The sequence below is a fragment of the Nitrobacter sp. JJSN genome, assembly GCF_051912485.1.
Lineage (GTDB): Bacteria > Pseudomonadota > Alphaproteobacteria > Rhizobiales > Xanthobacteraceae > Nitrobacter.
This window is the reverse complement of record NZ_CP196822.1, coordinates 2,576,352-2,595,592: the sequence shown is the minus strand read 5'-3', so window position 1 is coordinate 2,595,592 and position 19,241 is coordinate 2,576,352. Positions and strand designations below refer to the sequence as shown.

Here is a 19,241-nt window from a genome sequence, read left to right as displayed (position 1 = left end):
GCCGCTCAAATCTGGTGATTGATATTGGCAACACCGGCGAACAGCCTGTTGCAAACCGGCCGGAACGCCCAAATAGGCAGCAAATGCTCGCTATTTCGGCTTCCCGGTTTTTGCCGTTGGCCTCAGTATGGTTAACGAAATGGGAATCATTTGCGCTCAAATCATTTTCGGCCAAGCGTCGGTTGCCTTCCGTGGCCTTCGAGACTTGAGCTGTTTTTCGGCGGATGGGGGTTCGTCATGAAGAAAATGGTCCTGGCGGCAACGGCGCTGGCGATGACGGCAAGTTCGGCGCTGGCGGCGGATATGGCGGTGAAGGCCTATAGAGCGCCGCCTCCGGTTGCGTTCGATCCGTGGGACATTGCCTTCGGCGCCGGCGTCATGAGCGACTACGTGTTCCGCGGCGTGACGCAGTCGAACCACAAGCCGTCCGTGACCGCTTACTTCGAGCCCCGTTACAACGTTACCAAGGATCTGCAGCTTTACGTCGGCTCGTCGGTCGAGAGCATCTCCTTCGCCAACCGTGCCGCGGCCGAAGTCGATATCTACGGCGGTATCCGTCCGACCTTCGGCGCCTTTGCCTTCGACTTTGGGGTCTGGGGCTACCTGTATCCGGGTGGCACCTGCGTTGATACCGCGCCCGCCGGTCTCGGCGCGCTCTGTCCGGGTGATACCGGTGCAATCGCTCTGTTCAACGGCAACGTCATGAAGAAGGACGTGAGCTTCTTCGAAGGCTTCGCCAAGGGGAACTACACCATCAACGACAACTGGGCGGTCGGCCTGAACGAGTACTATTCCCCGAACTTCCTGAACACCGGTGCCTGGGGCAATTATTCATCGATCACCGCCAAGTACACCGCGCCCGCCACCGTATTCGGCAGCAGCGGCGTAGGCATTTACGTGTCAGGTGAGTTCGGCCGCCAGTGGCTCGGAACGTCGGACTCGTTCTACGGCACCGGCGTTGCCGCGGCTGGCTTTGCAGGTCCGTTTCCCAATGGCATCAAGTATGCCGATTACAACACCTGGAACATCGGCCTTGGCTTCACCTACAAGGTGTTCACGCTGGATTTGCGCTATTCCGACAGCGACCTGTCGAAGGGTGATTGCAACGCCTTCACGTCGGATTTCAGGGCTCCGCTCAACGGCAGCTTCACCGACATCAATCCGAGCGGTGCCGGGTCCAACTGGTGCGGCGCGACTTTCATCGCCAAGCTGTCGGCTGACCTGACGGCGATGACCAGCCTGAAATAGTCAGCTCTCTTTTCGCCGCGCTGTGAAGTCAGGGGTGGGGAGGCGATCGTTGCCCCGCGAATGGACCTCGGGCACGAAGCGGGCTTCACGTCGGCGAATCCTCGCTGTAGAAGGGCGCGCAGGTTCGATCGGTGTTGCGATCATCATTCGACGAGGGCAGATGGCTGCAAGGTTTGGCTTCCGGTGCGGCGCGGTTGCGGTCGTGATCGCGGTCGGAAGCATGGGTGCATGGCCGGCATCGGCGGAGGATGGATTTCCTTTCGGCCTCGAGATGACGCTGGATGCGCCGCCCCAGCCTGGTTCGAGGCGGCTGCCGTCGCTGGAAATAGGCAACAGCGGCGAGGCCAAGCTCGAATTGTGGTGCAAGGCCGGCAAGGGGCAGTTCTCGGTTGCCGGCAGCACGGTCATCTTCGTAGCGGGCTCGCTGGAGAACCGCTCCTGTCCGCCTGAGAAGGCGCAGGCCGACGACAGTCTGGTTGCGGCGCTCTCTGCTGCGGGCACCTGGGAGCGGCAGGGCGACGAGGTCTCGTTCGTTGGACCGACCACGCTGCGCTTTCATCTCAATACAAACTAGATCCGGATCACGCGCGCACGGATCGCAATGTGCTGCGAAGAGCCGGCGCGCTGTTATTTCCAGGCCGATTTGTCGGCGTCCCAGCGTTGGGCCTTGAACTGCTTCGCCAGCGCATCGACCGCGCCGCTGTTGTCGGTCTCGCCACCCTCGTCGTCGCCTGCGGACGAGTCGTCGGCCAAGTTGAGTTTCGGCCCCTCGGTTTCGTCCGTGGTGGTCGTCGATGGGACGCCGACCCAGAGCATGATGTGATCGGACCCGCCGGGCTTGTCGGGGCCAGGCAACGCGGTCACCTCGACGGTGTCGGTAAGCCCGAGTGCCGGAACCACCTCGCTCGGTCGTTTGAAGGTCAGTGTCAGCTTGCCGATGTCGTCACTCCATTTTGTTGACACCGGCTTTGCGTCCAGGGCTTTTTCCAGCACGCTGGAGATGGCTGTCGCAAGCTTGTCACGATTGAGCTTGCCGTTGGTGCGCCATTCCGCTGCCGGAAACCGGATGGTGCGTTCCATGTCGAACATGCCGGTGCTCCAGCCGGCGGCGATCACGCCGGGCGATGCCTTTAATCGGGCGATGACCGAGGGCGCGCGCTCCGGATCGACGTTGATGTCGATGACCTGCGCGCCGGCCCGCAGCGCCTCACACGTCACCTCGAGGCTGTTCAGCGCCACCTCGACATTTTGTCCCCTCAGCCCCTTGAGCAAATCGGCCGCCGCGTCGAGTTTGACTTTCACGGCGATTGCTTCGGGCGACACTTCGGTGAAATCCTTCGGCGTTGCGGTGACGCCGTCGTCGGTTGTCCGGGCGTCGTTGAACTCGGCCTCGCTTAGGTCGGCGTTGTCCGTCGACGTCACCTTGGTGACGGTCTGGCCAACGCTGACCCGGCCGTCGAACTCGAACGTATCGCCGGTGGGCTTGCGGGTGAGCGTCACCGCGACCGGCAACTTGCCGCCGATGCTTTGGGTCGTGCCGGTCAGGGTCGAGCCGTTCACCGAGAGGTTGACGACGAAGCGGTCCTTGCGATCGGAGCCTTTTTCTGCGGGGTAACACACGTCGAGAACGGCGCCTGTGACGGTCTTGCCCTGGCGCGTTTCCTTGAGGATGACGTCGGCATTGCCTTCCATCAGCCCGTCGATGGAGGTGAAGTATCGCACCTCGGCGCTGCCAGGCATCGCTTTGGGGAGCGGCCTGTCCTGCGCGAACAGCAAGTTGGGTGAAACCACCACCAGCCCGCCCAGGCACCACAGCAGCGCGCGCATCGTCCAACTCCCCGACTATCCGAATCTCGTTTCAGCCTAGCAGGCCGCTGAAAAACTTTCGCTGTCATTCCGGACACCACGATAGCGGCGATCGCAGATGCGCAATTGCGAATCGGGGAATGACCTGCTGAGACTTTTCAACTGTCTGCTAAGTCTGCTTATCCAGAAAAGAAGGCCGCCCGGAGGCGGCCTTCGATACTGACATCCGCAGCGGCGGACTCGGTTAGTAGTCCATTCCACCGCCGCCCGGCATAGCCGGCGCCGAATCTTCCTTCGGCAGTTCGGCGACCATGGCTTCGGTGGTCACGAGCAGACCCGCGACCGACGAGGCATCCTGCAAAGCGGTGCGCACCACCTTGGCCGGATCGATGATGCCCTTGGCGACCATGTCGACATACTCTTCTTTTTGGGCATCGAAGCCGAAGGTCTCGGTCTTGTTCTCGAGAACCTTGCCGACAACGATGGAGCCCTCGAAGCCGGCGTTTTCCGCGATCTGGCGGATCGGAGCTTCCAGCGCCTTCAGCACGATGTTGATGCCAGCCTGCACGTCCGGGTTATCGTTGGTGATGCGGCCGACCGCCTTCTTGGCGCGCAGCAGCGCGGTGCCGCCGCCGGGCACGATGCCTTCCTGCACCGCCGCGCGGGTGGCGTTGAGCGCGTCCTCGACGCGATCCTTCTTTTCCTTAACTTCGATCTCGGTCGCACCGCCGACGCGGATCACCGCGACGCCGCCGGCGAGCTTGGCCAGACGCTCCTGGAGCTTCTCGCGGTCGTAGTCCGAGGTGGTCTCCTCAATCTGCGCCTTGATCTGTCCGACCCGTGCCTCGATGTCCTTCTTCTTGCCGGCGCCGTTGACGATGGTGGTGTTTTCCTTGTCGATCAGCACTTTCTTGGCGCGACCGAGCATGTTCACGGTGACGTTCTCGAGCTTCATGCCGAGATCGTCGGAGATGAGCTGGCCGTTGGTCAGGATGGCGATGTCTTCCACCATGGCCTTGCGGCGATCGCCGAAGCCGGGCGCCTTCACGGCGGCTACTTTCAGGCCGCCACGAAGCCGGTTGACAACTAGCGCGGCCAGCGCCTCGCCTTCGACGTCTTCCGCGATGATCAGCAACGGCTTGCCCGATTTCACCACCGCCTCGAGCACCGGCAGCATGGCCTGAAGACCGGACAGTTTCTTCTCGTGCAGCAGGATATAGGCGTCATCGAGTTCGACGGTCATCTTCTCGGCATTGGTGACGAAGTAGGGGCTGAGGTAGCCACGGTCGAACTTCATGCCCTCAACGATGTCGACGTCGGTTTCTAGCGACTTGTTCTCTTCAACGGTGATGACGCCTTCGTTGCCGACCTTCTGCATCGCCTGCGCGATCATCTTGCCGATCGCCGTGTCGCCGTTGGACGAGATGGTACCGACCTGCGCGACTTCGGCCGAGGACGCGACCGGCTTGGCGCGCTTCTGGATGTCCTTCACCACGGCTGCGACCGCGATGTCGATGCCGCGCTTGAGGTCCATCGGGTTCATGCCGGCGGCAACGGCCTTGGCGCCTTCGCGGACGATGGCCTGGGCCAGCACGGTGGCGGTGGTAGTGCCATCGCCTGCGAGATCGTTGGTTTTGGATGCGACCTCGCGCACCATCTGCGCGCCCATGTTCTCGAACTTGTCTTCGAGTTCGATCTCCTTGGCGACGGTGACGCCGTCCTTGGTGATACGCGGCGCACCGAAGCTCTTCGCGATCACGACGTTGCGGCCCTTGGGGCCGAGGGTCACCTTTACGGCGTTGGCGAGAATATCGACGCCGCGCAGCATGCGCTCGCGCGCGTCGCCGGAAAACCTGACTTCTTTGGCGGCCATTTGATGGTTCCTTGATTGAGCAAAAATGTTTTCCGCAGAGCTTTACAAACGCCGTGCTGTGTCATCTGCGAAAGCAGATGATCCAGTATCCCGCGACGGCCATGTTCAATCGCAGCGCGTCGGAATACTGGGTCACCCAGGCTTTAGCCGGTCACGCCCATGATGTCGGACTCCTTCATGATCAGGAGATCCTGGCCGTCGAGCTTGATCTCGGTGCCCGACCATTTGCCGAACAGCACCTTGTCGCCGACCTTGACGTCGATGGGAACCAGCTTGCCGGCTTCGTCCCGTCCCCCGGGGCCGATGGCCACGACCTCGCCCTGAGACGGCTTTTCTCTGACGGTGTCAGGAATGATGATGCCGCCTTTGGTCTTTTCCTCGGCATCGATGCGTTTGACCACAACACGGTCATGCAGCGGACGAAATTTGGTTTTAGCCATGGCGGCTCCTTCGGGGGTTCGCAGGACTTTGAATTGCCATCGACGGAATGCATGCGTCGGATCGAAGCGCTCAAGCGATTCGCATCTTTGGCAATCATGTTCCGAGAGTGCTAATCGTTGGCGGGAATATGGCCTGACAGCCATGCTGTCAAGCAAGCCCCTTAAGCCGTTGGTGAGGGGCGTGTAGGATAGTGCAAATCATGTCGTGGCGTCCCTGCGATCACGGGGTAAGGTTGCTGCAGCCACATTCTTAAGCCCGGCTGCTAGGTGCGCGGCGGTCGGGAATTCGGTCGGGGAAATATTACAATGGTCAGATCAGACGGCGGACGCGCGGCTTTGAACCTTGGGGCGGCTGCGGCCATTGCGGTGTTTCTCGGTGGGTGCGGGTCGATCGGGTCGATCGGACTATCGCCCCAGCCGGCCCAGCCTCCCCAGTCGGCAGTTGAGCCCGAAATTCCGGCTACAGTCCGCGCCGAGGAACTCGTCGGACGCTGGGGCCTCGCATCCTATCAAAATCCGGGCGACCGGCCGCGGACCGAAGCTGCAGCCAAGGCGCAATGCCGGAATCCCTATGTGATCGGCGCAGGTGCCAATGGTGGTGTGATTATGCATCTCGCCGACGAGGCGACGCCGCAGGAATTGCGGTTGAAGGGTAGCCAGAGCGGCAAGAACTATATCGGACCGGAAGGCCCCGCCGGTGGCGCGAAAGATCGCGAGATTGTTTCCTTCGACGGCCGTGTTCTGGTCACGCGCTTTATCGACCCTGATGCGGCGACCCGCTACGGCAACATGGTCTATGTCCGCTGCTCGGCCGCGGCGGCTGCGTCGCCCCCCCGCCACACGGCGGCAAAGCCACAGGCGCATTAGCCGGGCTGCGCGACTTGAAGCCGATCGATTCAAAACAAATGCCCGGCGCGACGGCCGGGCATTCTCAATGAAGGATGTGGAGCTTCCTGGAGGCTAACCGAACAGCGCGTCGATATCGTCCTGTGAGGCGTGCCCCTCGTCGCCGTCGAGCTTCGGACCGTTCAGAAGCTTGGCGTCGCCCACGCGATCGTCCATGATCGGCGGAGCATGAGCCCGGATTGCGTCGACGCCACCCCAGATGTCCATCATGACATTGATATGATGCTCGATGAACTTCATGGTGCCCATCACCTTGGCGATGCGCTGTCCGGTGAGATCCTGGAAGTTGCAGGCCTCGAAAATCGAGATCACGCGTTCCTGGATTTCCTCGCTCAGCAACCGTGCCTGTTCCGGTGACGCTGCCTTGGACAAGGCGCCGGCCGACTGATCGATAGCCTCGGCGGCCTCCAGAATGTGTTGCGTCGCTTGCTCGGTGCCGCCTACCACGGCGCCAAGCTCGTCGGTAACCTTAGCCATCTCGTCGCCGCTGAAACTCTTGCCATGCAGAACCGCGATTTCCTGCTTGGTGCGGTTGATGGCGTCGTAGATCAGATCGAGTTCGGTCTTGAGCTTTTCGCACTGTTCGATCTGTGCACGGTAGGTCTGCAGCAGCGCCTGCGCATCGGCAACCTCGCGGTTGATGGCTTCACGGTCGGCCGCGACCGGCTCGGTCGCGTCAATGCGGCGCGGAGCTCCCATCTGTTGGCGGATCGCCTGCAGCTCCGCCATGATCTCGCGATGCACCGGCATTGGCGCGTCGTCTTCGACGGCTGCTGCGATAACCGGCGTGCCGCCAGTCAGGATTTCCTCGACGCGGAAGGGCTTGCGTTGAACAGCCATCAGACTCCCCAGCTCTACTCAATTCCATGCGGTTATATTATGAGTTTTATACCGGCTTGTTTTAACATGAGGTTCACGCGGGGAACCGCGCGTCAATCTGCCGCCCTATACGGGTGATTAACCATGGTCGGTTCCGGTTCATCAAAAATAAACGCTACCGGAAAAAACCGCGTCGCATTGACGACGTGGTGAATCGAAACGTCGGTTTCGTTTACCAAACCGATGCGGTTTTGATTTTAATTTCGCTGGCAGCGATGCGCCATTGCGCGCGCCCATGGCGACCACCCACGGCGAAACAGTACAGAGTACGTCGATGTTCAAAAAATTATCCCTCGCGCTCCTCGCGGGCGTGTCGCTTGCTGGCCTTCAGCAAGCCTTTGCGAGAGAACCGCAAGCCAGGTTTGTCACCGAGCCGACCGTCGTCTATGCCGATCAGTACGCGCCGCAGCCGTCGGCCGAGCAGCGCCTTGCATATGCGGAGCGGTCTAATATGGGCGGCGGATTCATCGAGCTCCTGTTCGGCGACAACCAGCAGCAGGGGTCGCGTTACCAGCAGCAGCCCTATGATCAGCGCCCGCTCTATGCGCCGCAGCCGCAGGCGGCGGAGCCGCAGCAGATCATGCCTGAGCAGGATGCCAGCGAGGCCGCGCATCCCGCGTTCGATCCGAAGTTCGAGAGGCAGCTTGTCGATTATCAAGGCAAGGAAGCTGCAGGAACCATCGTTATCGATACGTCGAGCAAGTTTCTCTATCTCGTGCAGGGCGAGGGCAAGGCAATGCGCTACGGCGTCGGCGTCGGCAAACCCGGCTTCCTGTGGGCCGGCGTCAAGACGATCACGGCCAAGAAGGAATGGCCGGACTGGACGCCGCCGGCAGAAATGCTGAGGCGTCGTCCCGATCTGCCGCGCCACATGGAAGGCGGACCGCAGAATCCGCTCGGCGCCCGCGCCATGTATCTCGGTTCCTCACTCTACCGCATCCACGGCTCCAACGAGCCCTGGACGATCGGCACCAACGTATCGTCCGGGTGCATCCGGATGCGCAACCAGGACGTGATCGATCTTTATGGTCGTGTTCACGTTGGCGCCAGGGTGGTCGTGATCTGACACCTCGTCCGAGACGGAAACGGCCGCCTGATTGGCGGCCGCTTTGCTGTCGCAGAATTCGAAAGACGTCAGGAATCGTCGCCGTCGTCGAAGTCGTCGGAGTCCATATCCATCTCGTCGTTATCGTCGTCGTCCTGATCTTGATCCTGGTCCTGATCGGCATCTGCCTGGGCCTGGTCGAACGAGCTGTTTTGCGACGTGTTACCGTGCTGTGACCCGACATCCGTCACACCGGCATCGCGCGCCAGGTTGCTTCCGGACTGATCGCCGCCGCCCCATGGGCTGTGCGAGCCGCCGAGGCCGCCGGAATCGCCGAAGCTGCTGGCATGGGCCTGGCCGCCCATCATGGAGCGGATGCTATTCAGAAGCAGGCCGCCACCCACGGCACCCGCGGCGGCGGCGGCCGCTGTTCCGAGAAACGAGCCTCCACCCGTCTGCGGCTGCGGCGTACCGTACGGTTGACCGGCAGGTGGCTGACCGGCAGGTCCCTGATTGTAGCGTCCAGGCTGTTCGGCCTGCTGCAACGCCTCTCCGGTGTTCCAGGCCGGCCGGCTCGACGGCATCGGGGGAGGCTGAACGTTCGGGACTGAGCCGCGCTGCGGGGTTTTGCCGAATAGGCTATCGCGCATCTGGTCGAGAAATCCGCCTGAAGCGGCCTGATTGTCGGCTCCGCCGCCCTCCAGCTGCTGGATGCGGTCGTTGGCGCGCTTCAGCGCTTCGTCCTGCACCAGAACCGTCTGGACCAGCGTGTAAAGTGCATTGGGCGCCCGCCGCTGGCCGTCGGCGATGACCGCCGCGGCGGCAGGATCGCGCGGCGTGTTCTCGACGCTGGCGAGGCGGGTGAAGAGGTCGTCAACCAACTGGCGTTCTTGCGGCGTCATGGCGCTCTCCCGATAACATGGCGGATGGGATGTAGGCGCGCTTTGTGTCGCAAACAGTATCGTGGCCGATTAAATTTTAGTGTGCGGCAAAACGGCAGGACTTGTTTTTGGGTGAGTCAGCCCAACGTCACCCGATTCGCCGCCAGCATGTCCCGAAAGCCGTCCCCGGACAGGAATGCGTATTCCCGCTCGCGCTGGTCTGTGAGGGGATCGAGCGCGATCAGGGTGTCGTCGACAAAGCCGGGATGGCACATGATCAGGCCACCGTCCGGCAAACCATCCAGAAATTCCTGCATCAGCGCGGTGAAGTCTGCCTTCGTGAAATCATAGGCGCCGGCGAATGCCGGATTGAAGCGGATGCCGGCCCGCGCGGCATGGCGGCGAAACCCGGCGCTCAGAATATCCAAAAGCAGCGCCTTCGGCGAGCCGAGCCGCCGCGCCAGCGGTTGGCGACGGCCGCACTGGCGTACCCATGCACCGGGCGCGGCGTTCCTGACCGCCGACAGAAAGGCTCCGCGCACTTGCGGGAAAATCTGCACGTGCTGGTGGCCGTCGACATAATCGGGCGCGCGGCCGAACCGTTCGGCAAACGCCGCGATCTGCGCCGTCACCTCGTCGTGAATCATCTCAGGCTCAAGCCGGCGCAACAGGCTCGCGCGCAGCATCTTCGAAAGCGGCGGAAACAGCCCGCCATCGCGCGGCCGGTAGTGCAGGGTAAGCGGATGAAACGGCGCGGTCAGAGTGGCGTGCAGGCCGATAACGCAATGCGGATTGCGCGCGGTCGCGGCTTCCAGTGTCTCGACCTCATCGTGTCCGGCTGCGGGGCCGACCACCATCACCGATGTTGCGTTGATGCGCTCCCGCTCGATCAGATCACGGATCGCGCGGTTGACACCGGGGCTGATGCCGTAATCGTCAGCGCACAGCCGAATGCGGCGTTGCGGTTCATTGCCGCTCATTCGGCAGCGGTCCGGTGCGGGTCGGCGGCGGATGGCTCGCTTTCGGCCTGCTTCACGCTATGCTCGGCGACGAAGTAAATCGGCCGTGCCTTCAGTTCGGAGAGAATCTTGCCGATGTATTCGCCGACTATGCCGATCATCAGGAGTTGCACGCCGCCGAGGGTCATCAGACCGACGACCAGCGACGGATAGCCGGGAACCGACTCGCCATCGACCCAGGTTTCCCACAGGATCGACAGGCCGAACAGGAAGGCGGCGAATGCAAGCAGCAACCCGAGCAGGCTGGCAAGCCGCAGCGGCGCCACCGAGAACGACGTCAGCCCCTCGATCGACAGACCGAGCAGCCGCGCCGCATTGAACGTAGTCATGCCGTGGGCGCGGGGTTCTGGCTCATAGTCGACGCGGATCTGGCGGAAGCCGATCCAGCTTGCGAGGCCCTTGAAGAAGCGGTTGCGCTCGGGCAACTGGCGCAGCGCGGCGGTGGCGCGAGGCGACAACAGGCGGAAGTCGCCGGCGTCCTCGGGAATCCGCTGACGCGCGCCCCAGTTGATCATCGCATAGAAGCTGTGCACGCCGATCCGCCGCAGCACCGACTCGTTCGCCCGGTGCGCCTTCGCCGTGTAGATGACGTCGTAGCCGCCGTTGATCCAGTGATCCACCAGCCGCTCCACGAGGTCGGGCGAATGCTGACCATCGCCGTCCATGAACAGCAGCGCGCCGCGCCGCGCGTGATCCAGGCCCGCCATCAGGGCGGCTTCCTTGCCGAAGTTGCGTGAGAGCGACAACACCTGCACGTCCAGGGCGGTGGCGGGGAGCGCGCGTGCGAGGCTCAGCGTATTGTCGGCGCTCCCGTCGTCGACATAGACGACCTCGCAGGCGAGGCCAAAACGTTGCCTCAGCTTTGCCGCAAGCTCGCCGAGGCGTTCGTGCAGCTGCTGGAGCCCGGCGGCTTCATTGTAAACGGGAACAATGATCGACAGACCCTGCGCGGCCGCAGCGGCCACGTCAGCAGGCAGACCGGGAAGACTGGCGGCTGGCGTCATCGATCGGTTCCGGCGTGATCAATTCGATCTGGTTGGTATGGTAGTGAGTGCGGCCGCGCGCTTCAACGGGCGGCACACGGTTCTACGTCTGGAGAAACGTTTCCAGTCTTGCGAAAAGCGGGTTCTCGCGATCGAACACATAATCCAGCGAAGCGATCGACACCGTTTCGGCGCCGTGCTGACGCAGAAAACTGCCGAGCGCGTAAAGCCGGTCGGGCGGGCAGTGCAGCGTGACCATGCCCGAAGACGTCGGTCCGCCGAAGGGTGAAACCACGCCGAAGCGATCATGCGTTTCAGTGAGCAGCGCCGTATCGCAGCCAGCAAAGCGGGTCCGCACCTCGCGATACTGGCTGGCACGTGCGCGCGCCGCGATGTGATCGAGGATGATCCGCGCTGTCTCGCGCGCAGCGTTCGACCAGTCCGCGTCGCGCGACGCGACCAGGTTGGCCTGGCTGCGCAGGATGACGCCGTCGTCCAGCACCTTGAGGCCGTTGGCGGCGAGCGTTGCCCCGGTCGTCGTGATATCGACGATCATCTCGGCGGTGCCGACCGCGGGAGCACCCTCGGTAGCACCCGCGCTCTCGACGATACGGTAATCGACCACGCCATGCGACGCGAAGAAGCCGCGGGTCAGGTTGATGTATTTGGTCGCGATCCTCATCCGCCGGTTGTGCTGCGCACGAAACCCGATGGTCACGTCATCGAGGTCGGCCATGGTGCGGACGTCGATCCAGGACTGTGGTACGGCGACCACCACATTGGCGCTGCCGAAGCCGAGACCCTCGATCAGTGCCACGCGCCTGTCGGCGTCGACGATGCTTTCGCGGATCAGGTCTTCGCCGGTGACGCCGAGGTGCACCATTCCGCGGGCGAGCTGCGAGGCGATCTCGCTCGCCGAAAGATAGGCGATCTCGACGTTATCGAGCTCGGCGATGGTGCCGCGATAGTCGCGGACGCCGCGTGGCTTCGCAAGCGTCAGCCCAGCGCGCGCGAAAAAGGCCTCGGCGTTTTCCTGCAAACGGCCCTTCGACGGCACGGCCAGAACAAAGGGAGCGGTCATGACGAACTCTCCGAGATGCCGCTCGCGGATGCATTGCCTCCGACCTGCGTCAATGCCTCGATCCAGATCGAGAAGCCGACCGCCGGGATCGGCGCGGCTGCACCCAGTTGCGTCATCAGACCGTCGTAGCGGCCGCCCGCGACCAGCGGCTCGTCGCCATTGCCCTTGCGCTGCAGCTCGAACTCAAAACCCGTGTAGTAGTCGACGCCGCGGCCGAACGAGGTGGCGAAGCTGATCCTGCGGGTTTCGATGCCGCGCGCGGCCATGAAGCCGGTGCGGCTTTCGACCTGATCGATCGCGGCGTGGATGTCGAGGCCGGCGTCGGAGGCCAGCGCGCGCAACTGGCCGAGCGCATTATCGGGATCACCCGCTATCGCGAGAAACCGCTTGATGATGGTCAGCGCGTCGCGCGGCAACGCGCCGCTCTTCAGCGTGGATTGTTCGAGAAACCGGTCGGCGATCTCGTCGATGGTACGGCCGCCGACATTGGTTGCACCCGCGATCGACATCATGTCCGTCACCAGTGCCAGCGCCGCTTTGCGATCGGATCCCGCGAGCGCTGCAAGCACGCCTTCGTATTCGTTGTGTCCGGGCCCGGTGGCGAGTGTCAGCCGCTCGATATCCTGCGCAAGGCTGGTCTTGCGATTGAAATCCTTCATCAGCCGGCGCCGCCAGACCGGGTAAAGGTCGAGCGCATCGATCAGCGCGGTGAACAGCGCGACGTCACCGGTACGGATGTCCACATCGGTGATGCCGAAAGCCGCGGTGGCTTCCAGACCGAGCGCGAGCATTTCGGCATCGGCAGCGGCGCGATCCTGCCGGCCGAACGATTCGATGCCGGCCTGGAGGAATTCGCTCGAGCGGCCGCCACGATAGCGGAACACGGGCCCGAGATAGCAGAATCCGGCCGGCTGGCCGGCTTGGCTGGAGGCGAGGTAGTCCCGCGCTACAGGGATGGTCAGGTCGGGACGCAGGCAGAGTTCCTCGCCGCCCGCGTCCGACGTCAGGTAGAGGCTCTTGCGGATGTCCTCGCCGGACAGGTCCAGAAAAGGCTCGGCCGGTTGCAGGATCGCGGGCTCCGCCTTGACGTAGCCGGCCTGGGCGAACGACGACAGCAGTCCATCCGCCCAGGAGGGCGATCGGGTTGCGGGATTTTCCGTGCTACGGCTCATAATCGAAGTTCATGGATTCCAAGGTGTTTTCAGGGGCAGCCCTTAGCACGGCCGTTTGACGGTTTCGACCACGATTGGGGAAGTGGCTTAATGAGTTGCGTGTTTTTCCGCCGCCGTCCAGTCGCCCAGCACGGTCTGGACAAGGGCGAGGACGGCGACCGCGGCGGTGTCGGCGCGCAGGATGCGCGGCCCCAGCGACAGCCGCAGGGTATTGGGCTGGTTGAGCAGGTTCGTCCGTTCGTCTTCGGCGAAGCCGCCTTCCGGGCCGACCAGCACATCGACGCCGCGCGCGGCGCAGCACATCGGTTCCAGCGTAGCCGCCGGATTAGCGACCGGCGCGGCCTCGTCGCAAAAGACCAGCAGGCGCTCAGGAGCGCGGCGGCCGAGCCAGCGGTCCAGCGTTACCGCCTCCTCGACCGCGGCCAGGCTGAGGATGCCGCATTGCTCGGCGGCCTCGATCACATTGGCGCGCATCCGTTCGCCGTTGACACGAGCGACCTGGGTAAAACGGGTCAGGACCGGCTCTAGTGCGGAGACCCCCATTTCCACCGCCTTCTGGACCATGTAGTCGAGCCGGGCGTGTTTCAGCGGAGCGAACACATAATGCAGGTCAGGCAGGTGGTCCTGCGGCCGTGTCGCGGCGACGATATCGAGATGGTCGAGACGCTTGCGGCCCGAGATCGTGGCCTGCCACTCGCCGTCGCGGCCGTTGAAGACCAGTACCTTCGCTCCTGATCCGAGGCGCAGGACATTGCCGAGATAATTGCCCTGATCGCGGTCGAGCGGAATCCGGCCACCGGCGGCGAGCGGCGCATCGACATAGAGCCGGGGACTGCGAAAGTCCGTGTCTGGCATGATTGAAATCCTGCGGGGAGCCGCTTTTAGACCAACACAGTCGGGGTCTCAAACGACGACGCGAAATCAGTCCTGAACTTTTGCGTCTTGTGGCATCACTAACCTGTCGCTGGCTGAAAATGTGCGTGATTCGGGACGTCGGCCTGTTCCGGCGCGGCCATGCGTCGCGCTCTTGCCCAATTCGTCGGGTTGTTAGGAATCGGCGGCGATCGTAAAAAGCGGAAATCACGGAAGGTCGTTCGTTGCGAAAGACTTTGCGGATATTTGGTCCTGCCGGAGGAATGCTGTGATCGCCCCACGCCTGATTGTTCCATTGACGCTTGCGGTGCTCGCCATCGGCGCCACGGGCGCGCTGGGCCAGACCCCGTTTCCAGCACCGTTGCCCAATAGCGCGGCTGGGACGGCTAATGATCCGGCGTTTCCACCCGTGCGGGGTTCGGTCGGCACACCCAACGATCCGGCCTTTCCGCCGGTCAATGGGACGCCTGCGCAACGGACCGCTGCGCCTCAGAATTCTCCGTTTCCCCCCGTTAACGGGGCGTCGGCGACGACCGGCGCGCCTGCGGCGTTTCCCTCTGGCGGCTCGGCTCCCGTGGGCGGTTTCGGGGGGGCTCCGCAGCAGCAGGCGGGCCCGCCCGGTGGCGCAGAGTGCATGAAGAATTTCGTTCCATTGCGTGAAGAGGCTGAGAAGCGCGGCAAGCTGATCCAGGCCGCCGGTGCCCGTCATGCGCCGCCCGACGAAGCTTGCAAACTAATCGCGCAATATTCGCAGGCGGAAGCCAAAATGGTCAAATTCGTCGATACAAATTCCCAGAAGTGCGGAATTCCCGACAATGTCGGGACGCAGATGCACGCCAACCACAAAGCGACGGAGGCCATGCATCAGAAGGTTTGCGACGTGGCCAAGCAGGCAAAGATGCGCGGCCCCGCGGGCCCGAGCCTGAGCGAGGCCCTGGGGTCGGCCGGCGGATTGCCGGAGGCTACCACACCGAAGAAGGGCGGCAGCACCTTCGATACCTTGAACGGCAACGTTCTTACCCGATGACGAGCGTCTGATGAGCGCGGCGGCGGGGCGCGTCGCCGATTCGGCGGGCAACTGGGTCGACAGTCGCGCGCCGCTGTGGGCGAGGCCCTATCTCAGGCTGTCGCGGCTCGACCGACCCATCGGATCCTGGCTGCTGCTGATGCCATGCTGGTGGTCGACGGCGCTGGCCGCGGGTGTAGCCCATGACCTGAGCCGGCTGCCCCTGACCATCGTGCTGTTTTTTATCGGCGCGTTCGCGATGCGGGGTGCCGGCTGCACCTGGAACGATATCAACGACCGCGATCTCGATGCGCGTGTGGAGCGTACGCGGTCGCGTCCGATTCCGGCGGGACAGGTGACAGTAGCGCATGCCGCAATGTTCCTCGTGGCGCAGGCGCTGGTGGGGCTTGTCGTGCTGCTCCAATTCAACCGTTTTGCCATCGCGACCGGAATCGCCTCGCTCGCCATCGTTGCGGTCTATCCCTTCATGAAGCGCATTACCTACTGGCCGCAGGTCGTGCTTGGCCTCGCCTTTTCGTGGGGCGCGCTGATGGGGTTTGCGGTGATGCTTGGCCGCATCGATGCGGCCGCGCTGGCGCTCTATGCGGGTTCGATCGCATGGGTGATCGGCTATGACACGATCTACGCTCATCAGGATGCGGAAGACGATGCGCTGATCGGCGTCAAGTCGACTGCATTGCTGTTCGGCGAGCGCACGCGCTCCGCGCTTGCGATTTTCTACGGGCTGGCCGTTGTTCTTGTCGGCATTGCGTTGCAGTTGGCTGGTGCGCGATGGCCGGCATGGATCGGCCTTGCGGCTTTTGCCGCGCATCTCGCCTGGCAGATCGCTCGAATCGAGATCGGCGATCCCGCGCTCTGCTTGAAGATTTTTAAGTCCAACCGCGATGCAGGATTGTTACTGTTCGCGGGGCTGTTGGCCAGCGCGCTGCTCGGGGCAGCCACCTAGAGCGCTCTCGAGCGGTATCAACCGTGGATAGTCGAGATGTTTCCCTCCAGGCGGAAAACGTCTCAATTCCGCGCGATGATCTCGTGTTCGCCACGATAGATGGCCGCGGGGTTGAGCAAATCGCCGCTGCGCCGTCGCACCAGGAAGCTCGGACGCCGCTCACGGATCGCATTGCTCCGCCGCCGTCGCGGCGCCGGATCGCGCTTGTCGTCGGCGAGTTGCGGAAGCGCGAGGATCTCGCTCCAGATTTGGCGCGCGGCGGCACGCTCACCGGCATCCTCGGTCACGAGAAGAGGAATGGCGAGCGATGGATCGCGGTGAAGCAGAACAAGCGCTCGCCCCTCGGCGGTGTCGCGCACTGCAACGCCGATGAATTCGCTGACACGCACGTTGATCGCCATCCGCATGCCGTGTACGGCGCGGCGCAGGATCACCCGTTCGCGATGGAGTTCGATCTGCCGGACGCCGCCGTCTGCACGACTGTCTCGTGCGGCGAAACTGACGGGCAGTGAGAGAGGGTCGAGCCGCAAATCGCGGCTCGACCCGGCGGGATTGACCCCGCTTGTTGTTGTTTGACGCCTCACGGCTTCGATCTCCCCGCCGGAATTATGTTTCCGGTCGATGGGTGGAGCATGCCAGAGCGCGGCCCGGATTCACTTAAAAAGGCTGGTTAATCGAAGGTACCTCGCCCTTGATCCGCGCGCATGATTGACAGACCCTTGGCCGACATGATTGACGAGATCTTGTAAGGGTGCCGAGAATCTTCTGTTCCGGCATCATTGAATGCTTGAAGTCCGCGTAAAATAAGCACATTTGATGATGTGGCCGTCGGCGTGCAGCCCTTGCTCGAATCCCCAGGATTTTGTTCGTGATCTCTTCACCAAACACATCATTACCGAAATCCACCGAATCCGAACTCTTCGATCAATCCGCGCTCAGTCAACTCGCCGAGCGGCTGGTTGAAGCTGCGAAGCGTGCGGGTGCAGATGCCGCGGACGCGGTCGCGGTGCGTGGCGTCTCGCAAGGTGTCGAGGTTCGCGACGGCCGCGTCGAGGAATCGGAACGCTCGGAAAGCGATGACGTCGGGCTGCGTGTGCTGGTCGGACGGCGGCAAGCCACGGTCTCGACCAACGATGTCGGCGGCGACAATGTCGCAAAACTCGCCGAACGCGCGGTCGCGATGGCGCGCGTTGCTCCCGATGATCAATATGTCGGGCTGGCCGACGCCGCATTGCTGGCGCAGAATTTTCCAGATCTGGATCTGCTCGACCGCGTGACGCCGTCGACGGCGGAACTCGAGCAGCGCGCAATCGAAGCCGAGGCATCGGCACTTGCGGTCAAGGGCGTTACGAAATCCGGCGGTGCGTCGGCATCCGCCGGCATCGGCGGGATGGTGCTGGCGACGAGCACGGGCTTCCGGGGATCATATCTTCGTTCGAGTCAAAGCATCTCGATGATGGCGATTGTCGGCGATGGCACCGGCATGGAACGCGACTACGATTTCAGCTCCGCGCTTCATGGCTCCGATCTCATATCTCCGGCCAGCATTGGCCGCAGCGCCGGCGAACGTACCGTAGCGCGCGCCAATCCGCGCAAGGTCGCCACCTGCAAGGTGCCGGTGGTGTTCGACCCTCGCGTTGCGGGATCGCTGGTCGGTCATGTCGTCAGCGCGGCCAACGGCGCTGCGATCGCGCGCAAGACCAGTTTCCTGAAAGACCGGCTCGGTCAGCAGCTGTTCGCGAAGGGTATCCGGATCGTCGATGATCCGCTGCGGGTGCGCGGACTGCGCTCGCAATCCTTCGATGCCGAAGGTGTCGCGACGAAGAAGCTCGCGGTGATCGATGACGGCGTCCTGACGTCGTGGCTGCTGGATTCGGCGACCGCGCGCGAACTCGGTCTGACGACGACCGGTCACGCTCACCGCGGTGTCTCGTCCTCACCGTCGCCGGGGCCGTACAATCTGCATCTCGAAGCGGGACAGATGACGCCGGCTGAACTGATCGCCGACATCAAGCAGGGCTTCTACGTCACCGACCTCATCGGATCCGGCGTCAACGGCGTGACCGGCGACTACAGTCGCGGCGCCTCCGGATTCTGGATCGAGAATGGCGAGATTACCTATCCGGTCAGCGAGATCACAATCGCCGGACATCTGATCGAGATGTTCAAGTCGCTGACGCCCGCCAGCGATCTCACGTTCCGTTACGCCACGAACGCCCCGACCGTGCGTATCGAAGGACTGACGGTTGGCGGACGCTAACGCCGACAGCCGAGACGACCTTTTGGCGCGAGATCGCGCTTTATTGATCGAGACGGTGCGCGAGGCGGGCGGACTGGCACGCGCGATGTTTCGGACCGAGCTGCGAACCTGGACCAAGGGGACGTCATCGCCGGTGTCGGAGGCGGACATCGCTGTCAACGACCTCATCGAAAGCAAGTTGCGCGCGGCGACGCCGGATTACGGCTGGCTGTCCGAGGAAAGCGCGGACGATTCCTCGCGGCTCGGTAAGCAGCGGGTCTGGATCGTCGATCCCATCGACGGCACGCGTGGCTATCTGGCCGGACATAATGACTGGTGCGTCAGCGTCGCGCTGATCGAGGGTGCCTCGCCGATGCTCGCGGCAGTGTTCGCGCCGGCCACGGACGAGTTCTTCCTTGCCGCGCGCGGGCAGGGTGCGTCGCTTAACGGCGTGCCGGTGCGGACGACGCCCGGCGATACCCTGGTTTTTTCCCGAATCGCGGGGCCTAAACCGCTTGTGGAAAAGCTGGACACCTCGCGGAAGGATGTCGTCCTTCATCCCAGGATCGGTTCGCTGGCGTTGCGGTTATGCCGCGTCGCAGAGGGTCGCATCGACGCGGCCTTCGCCGCCGGCCAGAGCCGCGATTGGGATCTCGCCGCAGCCGATTTGATCGTGCATGAGGCGAATGGTAGAATGACGGAGCTCGGGGGCGAGCCGATCCTCTATAACCGTGCCGAGGTGACGCACGGCGTGCTGGTCGCGGCGGGCCAACTTCGCCACGCGCGTATACTCGCGCATTTTCGAGGACATCCGTTGCCGTAA

19 protein-coding genes are annotated in these 19,241 nt (G+C 63.2%); 8 read left to right on the top strand and 11 right to left on the bottom strand.

The features are described 5' to 3' along the window. The first annotated feature begins 237 nt into the window (after positions 1-237). A complete protein-coding gene (locus tag ACSZOQ_RS12940; RefSeq protein ID WP_439922908.1) occupies positions 238-1,248 on the top strand; it encodes a TorF family putative porin in 1,011 nt (336 codons plus the stop codon). Positions 1,249-1,408: 160 nt separating this feature from the next. Further along, positions 1,409-1,822 (top strand): META domain-containing protein, encoded by a 414-nt coding sequence (locus ACSZOQ_RS12935; protein ID WP_439922907.1) that lies wholly within the window; start codon positions 1,409-1,411, stop codon positions 1,820-1,822. Between the two features lie 53 nt (positions 1,823-1,875). Here the strand turns inward: ACSZOQ_RS12935 and ACSZOQ_RS12930 are convergent, their stop codons facing one another. The 3 genes from ACSZOQ_RS12930 to ACSZOQ_RS12920 all read right to left on the bottom strand — a co-directional run bounded on the left by ACSZOQ_RS12930 (position 1,876) and on the right by ACSZOQ_RS12920 (position 5,367). Next, positions 1,876-3,075, bottom strand: a complete 1,200-nt coding sequence (locus ACSZOQ_RS12930) for a hypothetical protein (protein WP_439922906.1) — start codon at positions 3,073-3,075, stop codon at positions 1,876-1,878. A gap of 223 nt (positions 3,076-3,298) precedes the next feature. Continuing rightward, positions 3,299-4,927, bottom strand: coding sequence for a chaperonin GroEL (groL, locus tag ACSZOQ_RS12925; RefSeq protein ID WP_439922905.1), 1,629 nt, complete (start codon positions 4,925-4,927; stop codon positions 3,299-3,301). A 143-nt stretch (positions 4,928-5,070) separates the two neighbouring features. Beyond that, positions 5,071-5,367 (bottom strand): co-chaperone GroES, encoded by a 297-nt coding sequence (locus tag ACSZOQ_RS12920; RefSeq protein WP_439922904.1) that lies wholly within the window; start codon positions 5,365-5,367, stop codon positions 5,071-5,073. 306 nt (positions 5,368-5,673) lie between these two features. On the opposite strand from ACSZOQ_RS12920, the gene ACSZOQ_RS12915 reads away from it, so the two are divergent. Next, positions 5,674-6,234 (top strand): hypothetical protein, encoded by a 561-nt coding sequence (locus ACSZOQ_RS12915; protein ID WP_439922903.1) that lies wholly within the window; start codon positions 5,674-5,676, stop codon positions 6,232-6,234. Between the two features lie 93 nt (positions 6,235-6,327). Here ACSZOQ_RS12915 and ACSZOQ_RS12910 read toward each other — a convergent pair whose 3' ends face one another. Then, positions 6,328-7,113: a protein phosphatase CheZ gene (locus ACSZOQ_RS12910; RefSeq protein ID WP_439922902.1), complete on the bottom strand. Its 786-nt coding sequence runs from the start codon at positions 7,111-7,113 to the stop codon at positions 6,328-6,330. Positions 7,114-7,426: 313 nt separating this feature from the next. Between ACSZOQ_RS12910 and ACSZOQ_RS12905 the strand changes: the two genes are divergently transcribed. Next, positions 7,427-8,218, top strand: a complete 792-nt coding sequence (locus tag ACSZOQ_RS12905; protein ID WP_439922901.1) for a L,D-transpeptidase — start codon at positions 7,427-7,429, stop codon at positions 8,216-8,218. 68 nt (positions 8,219-8,286) lie between these two features. Here ACSZOQ_RS12905 and ACSZOQ_RS12900 read toward each other — a convergent pair whose 3' ends face one another. The 6 genes from ACSZOQ_RS12900 to ACSZOQ_RS12875 all read right to left on the bottom strand — a co-directional run bounded on the left by ACSZOQ_RS12900 (position 8,287) and on the right by ACSZOQ_RS12875 (position 14,188). Then, positions 8,287-9,099 carry a DUF2076 domain-containing protein gene (locus tag ACSZOQ_RS12900; RefSeq protein WP_439922900.1) on the bottom strand — a complete coding sequence of 271 codons (813 nt, stop codon included), beginning with the start codon at positions 9,097-9,099 and terminating at the stop codon, positions 8,287-8,289. Positions 9,100-9,215: 116 nt separating this feature from the next. Further along, entirely contained in the window at positions 9,216-10,058 is an 843-nt protein-coding gene (locus ACSZOQ_RS12895) for a ChbG/HpnK family deacetylase (protein WP_439922899.1), read from the bottom strand. Then, on the bottom strand, positions 10,055-11,101 hold the full coding sequence (locus tag ACSZOQ_RS12890; RefSeq protein ID WP_439922898.1) for a glycosyltransferase family 2 protein: 1,047 nt from the start codon (positions 11,099-11,101) through the stop codon (positions 10,055-10,057). The genes ACSZOQ_RS12895 and ACSZOQ_RS12890 overlap by 4 nt, the downstream gene beginning before the upstream one ends. An 82-nt stretch (positions 11,102-11,183) precedes the next feature. Then, positions 11,184-12,161, bottom strand: coding sequence for an ATP phosphoribosyltransferase (hisG, locus tag ACSZOQ_RS12885; RefSeq protein WP_439922897.1), 978 nt, complete (start codon positions 12,159-12,161; stop codon positions 11,184-11,186). Then, entirely contained in the window at positions 12,158-13,333 is a 1,176-nt protein-coding gene (locus ACSZOQ_RS12880; protein WP_439922896.1) for an ATP phosphoribosyltransferase regulatory subunit, read from the bottom strand. The genes hisG and ACSZOQ_RS12880 overlap by 4 nt, the downstream gene beginning before the upstream one ends. An 87-nt stretch (positions 13,334-13,420) precedes the next feature. Beyond that, on the bottom strand, positions 13,421-14,188 hold the full coding sequence (locus tag ACSZOQ_RS12875; protein WP_439922895.1) for a 16S rRNA (uracil(1498)-N(3))-methyltransferase: 768 nt from the start codon (positions 14,186-14,188) through the stop codon (positions 13,421-13,423). A 286-nt stretch (positions 14,189-14,474) separates the two neighbouring features. Between ACSZOQ_RS12875 and ACSZOQ_RS12870 the strand changes: the two genes are divergently transcribed. Both ACSZOQ_RS12870 and ubiA read left to right on the top strand, forming a co-directional pair. Then, on the top strand, positions 14,475-15,233 hold the full coding sequence (locus ACSZOQ_RS12870; protein ID WP_439922894.1) for a hypothetical protein: 759 nt from the start codon (positions 14,475-14,477) through the stop codon (positions 15,231-15,233). Between the two features lie 10 nt (positions 15,234-15,243). Then, a complete protein-coding gene (ubiA, locus tag ACSZOQ_RS12865) occupies positions 15,244-16,179 on the top strand; it encodes a 4-hydroxybenzoate octaprenyltransferase (RefSeq protein WP_439922893.1) in 936 nt (311 codons plus the stop codon). Positions 16,180-16,241: 62 nt separating this feature from the next. Here ubiA and ACSZOQ_RS12860 read toward each other — a convergent pair whose 3' ends face one another. Beyond that, on the bottom strand, positions 16,242-16,763 hold the full coding sequence (locus tag ACSZOQ_RS12860; protein WP_439922892.1) for a DUF6101 family protein: 522 nt from the start codon (positions 16,761-16,763) through the stop codon (positions 16,242-16,244). Between the two features lie 284 nt (positions 16,764-17,047). Between ACSZOQ_RS12860 and ACSZOQ_RS12855 the strand changes: the two genes are divergently transcribed. Together ACSZOQ_RS12855 and ACSZOQ_RS12850 are read left to right on the top strand one after the other, a co-directional pair. Then, positions 17,048-18,439, top strand: coding sequence for a TldD/PmbA family protein (locus ACSZOQ_RS12855; RefSeq protein WP_439922891.1), 1,392 nt, complete (start codon positions 17,048-17,050; stop codon positions 18,437-18,439). Continuing rightward, on the top strand, positions 18,426-19,241 hold the full coding sequence (locus ACSZOQ_RS12850; RefSeq protein ID WP_439922890.1) for a 3'(2'),5'-bisphosphate nucleotidase CysQ: 816 nt from the start codon (positions 18,426-18,428) through the stop codon (positions 19,239-19,241). Before ACSZOQ_RS12855 ends, ACSZOQ_RS12850 begins: the two co-directional genes overlap by 14 nt.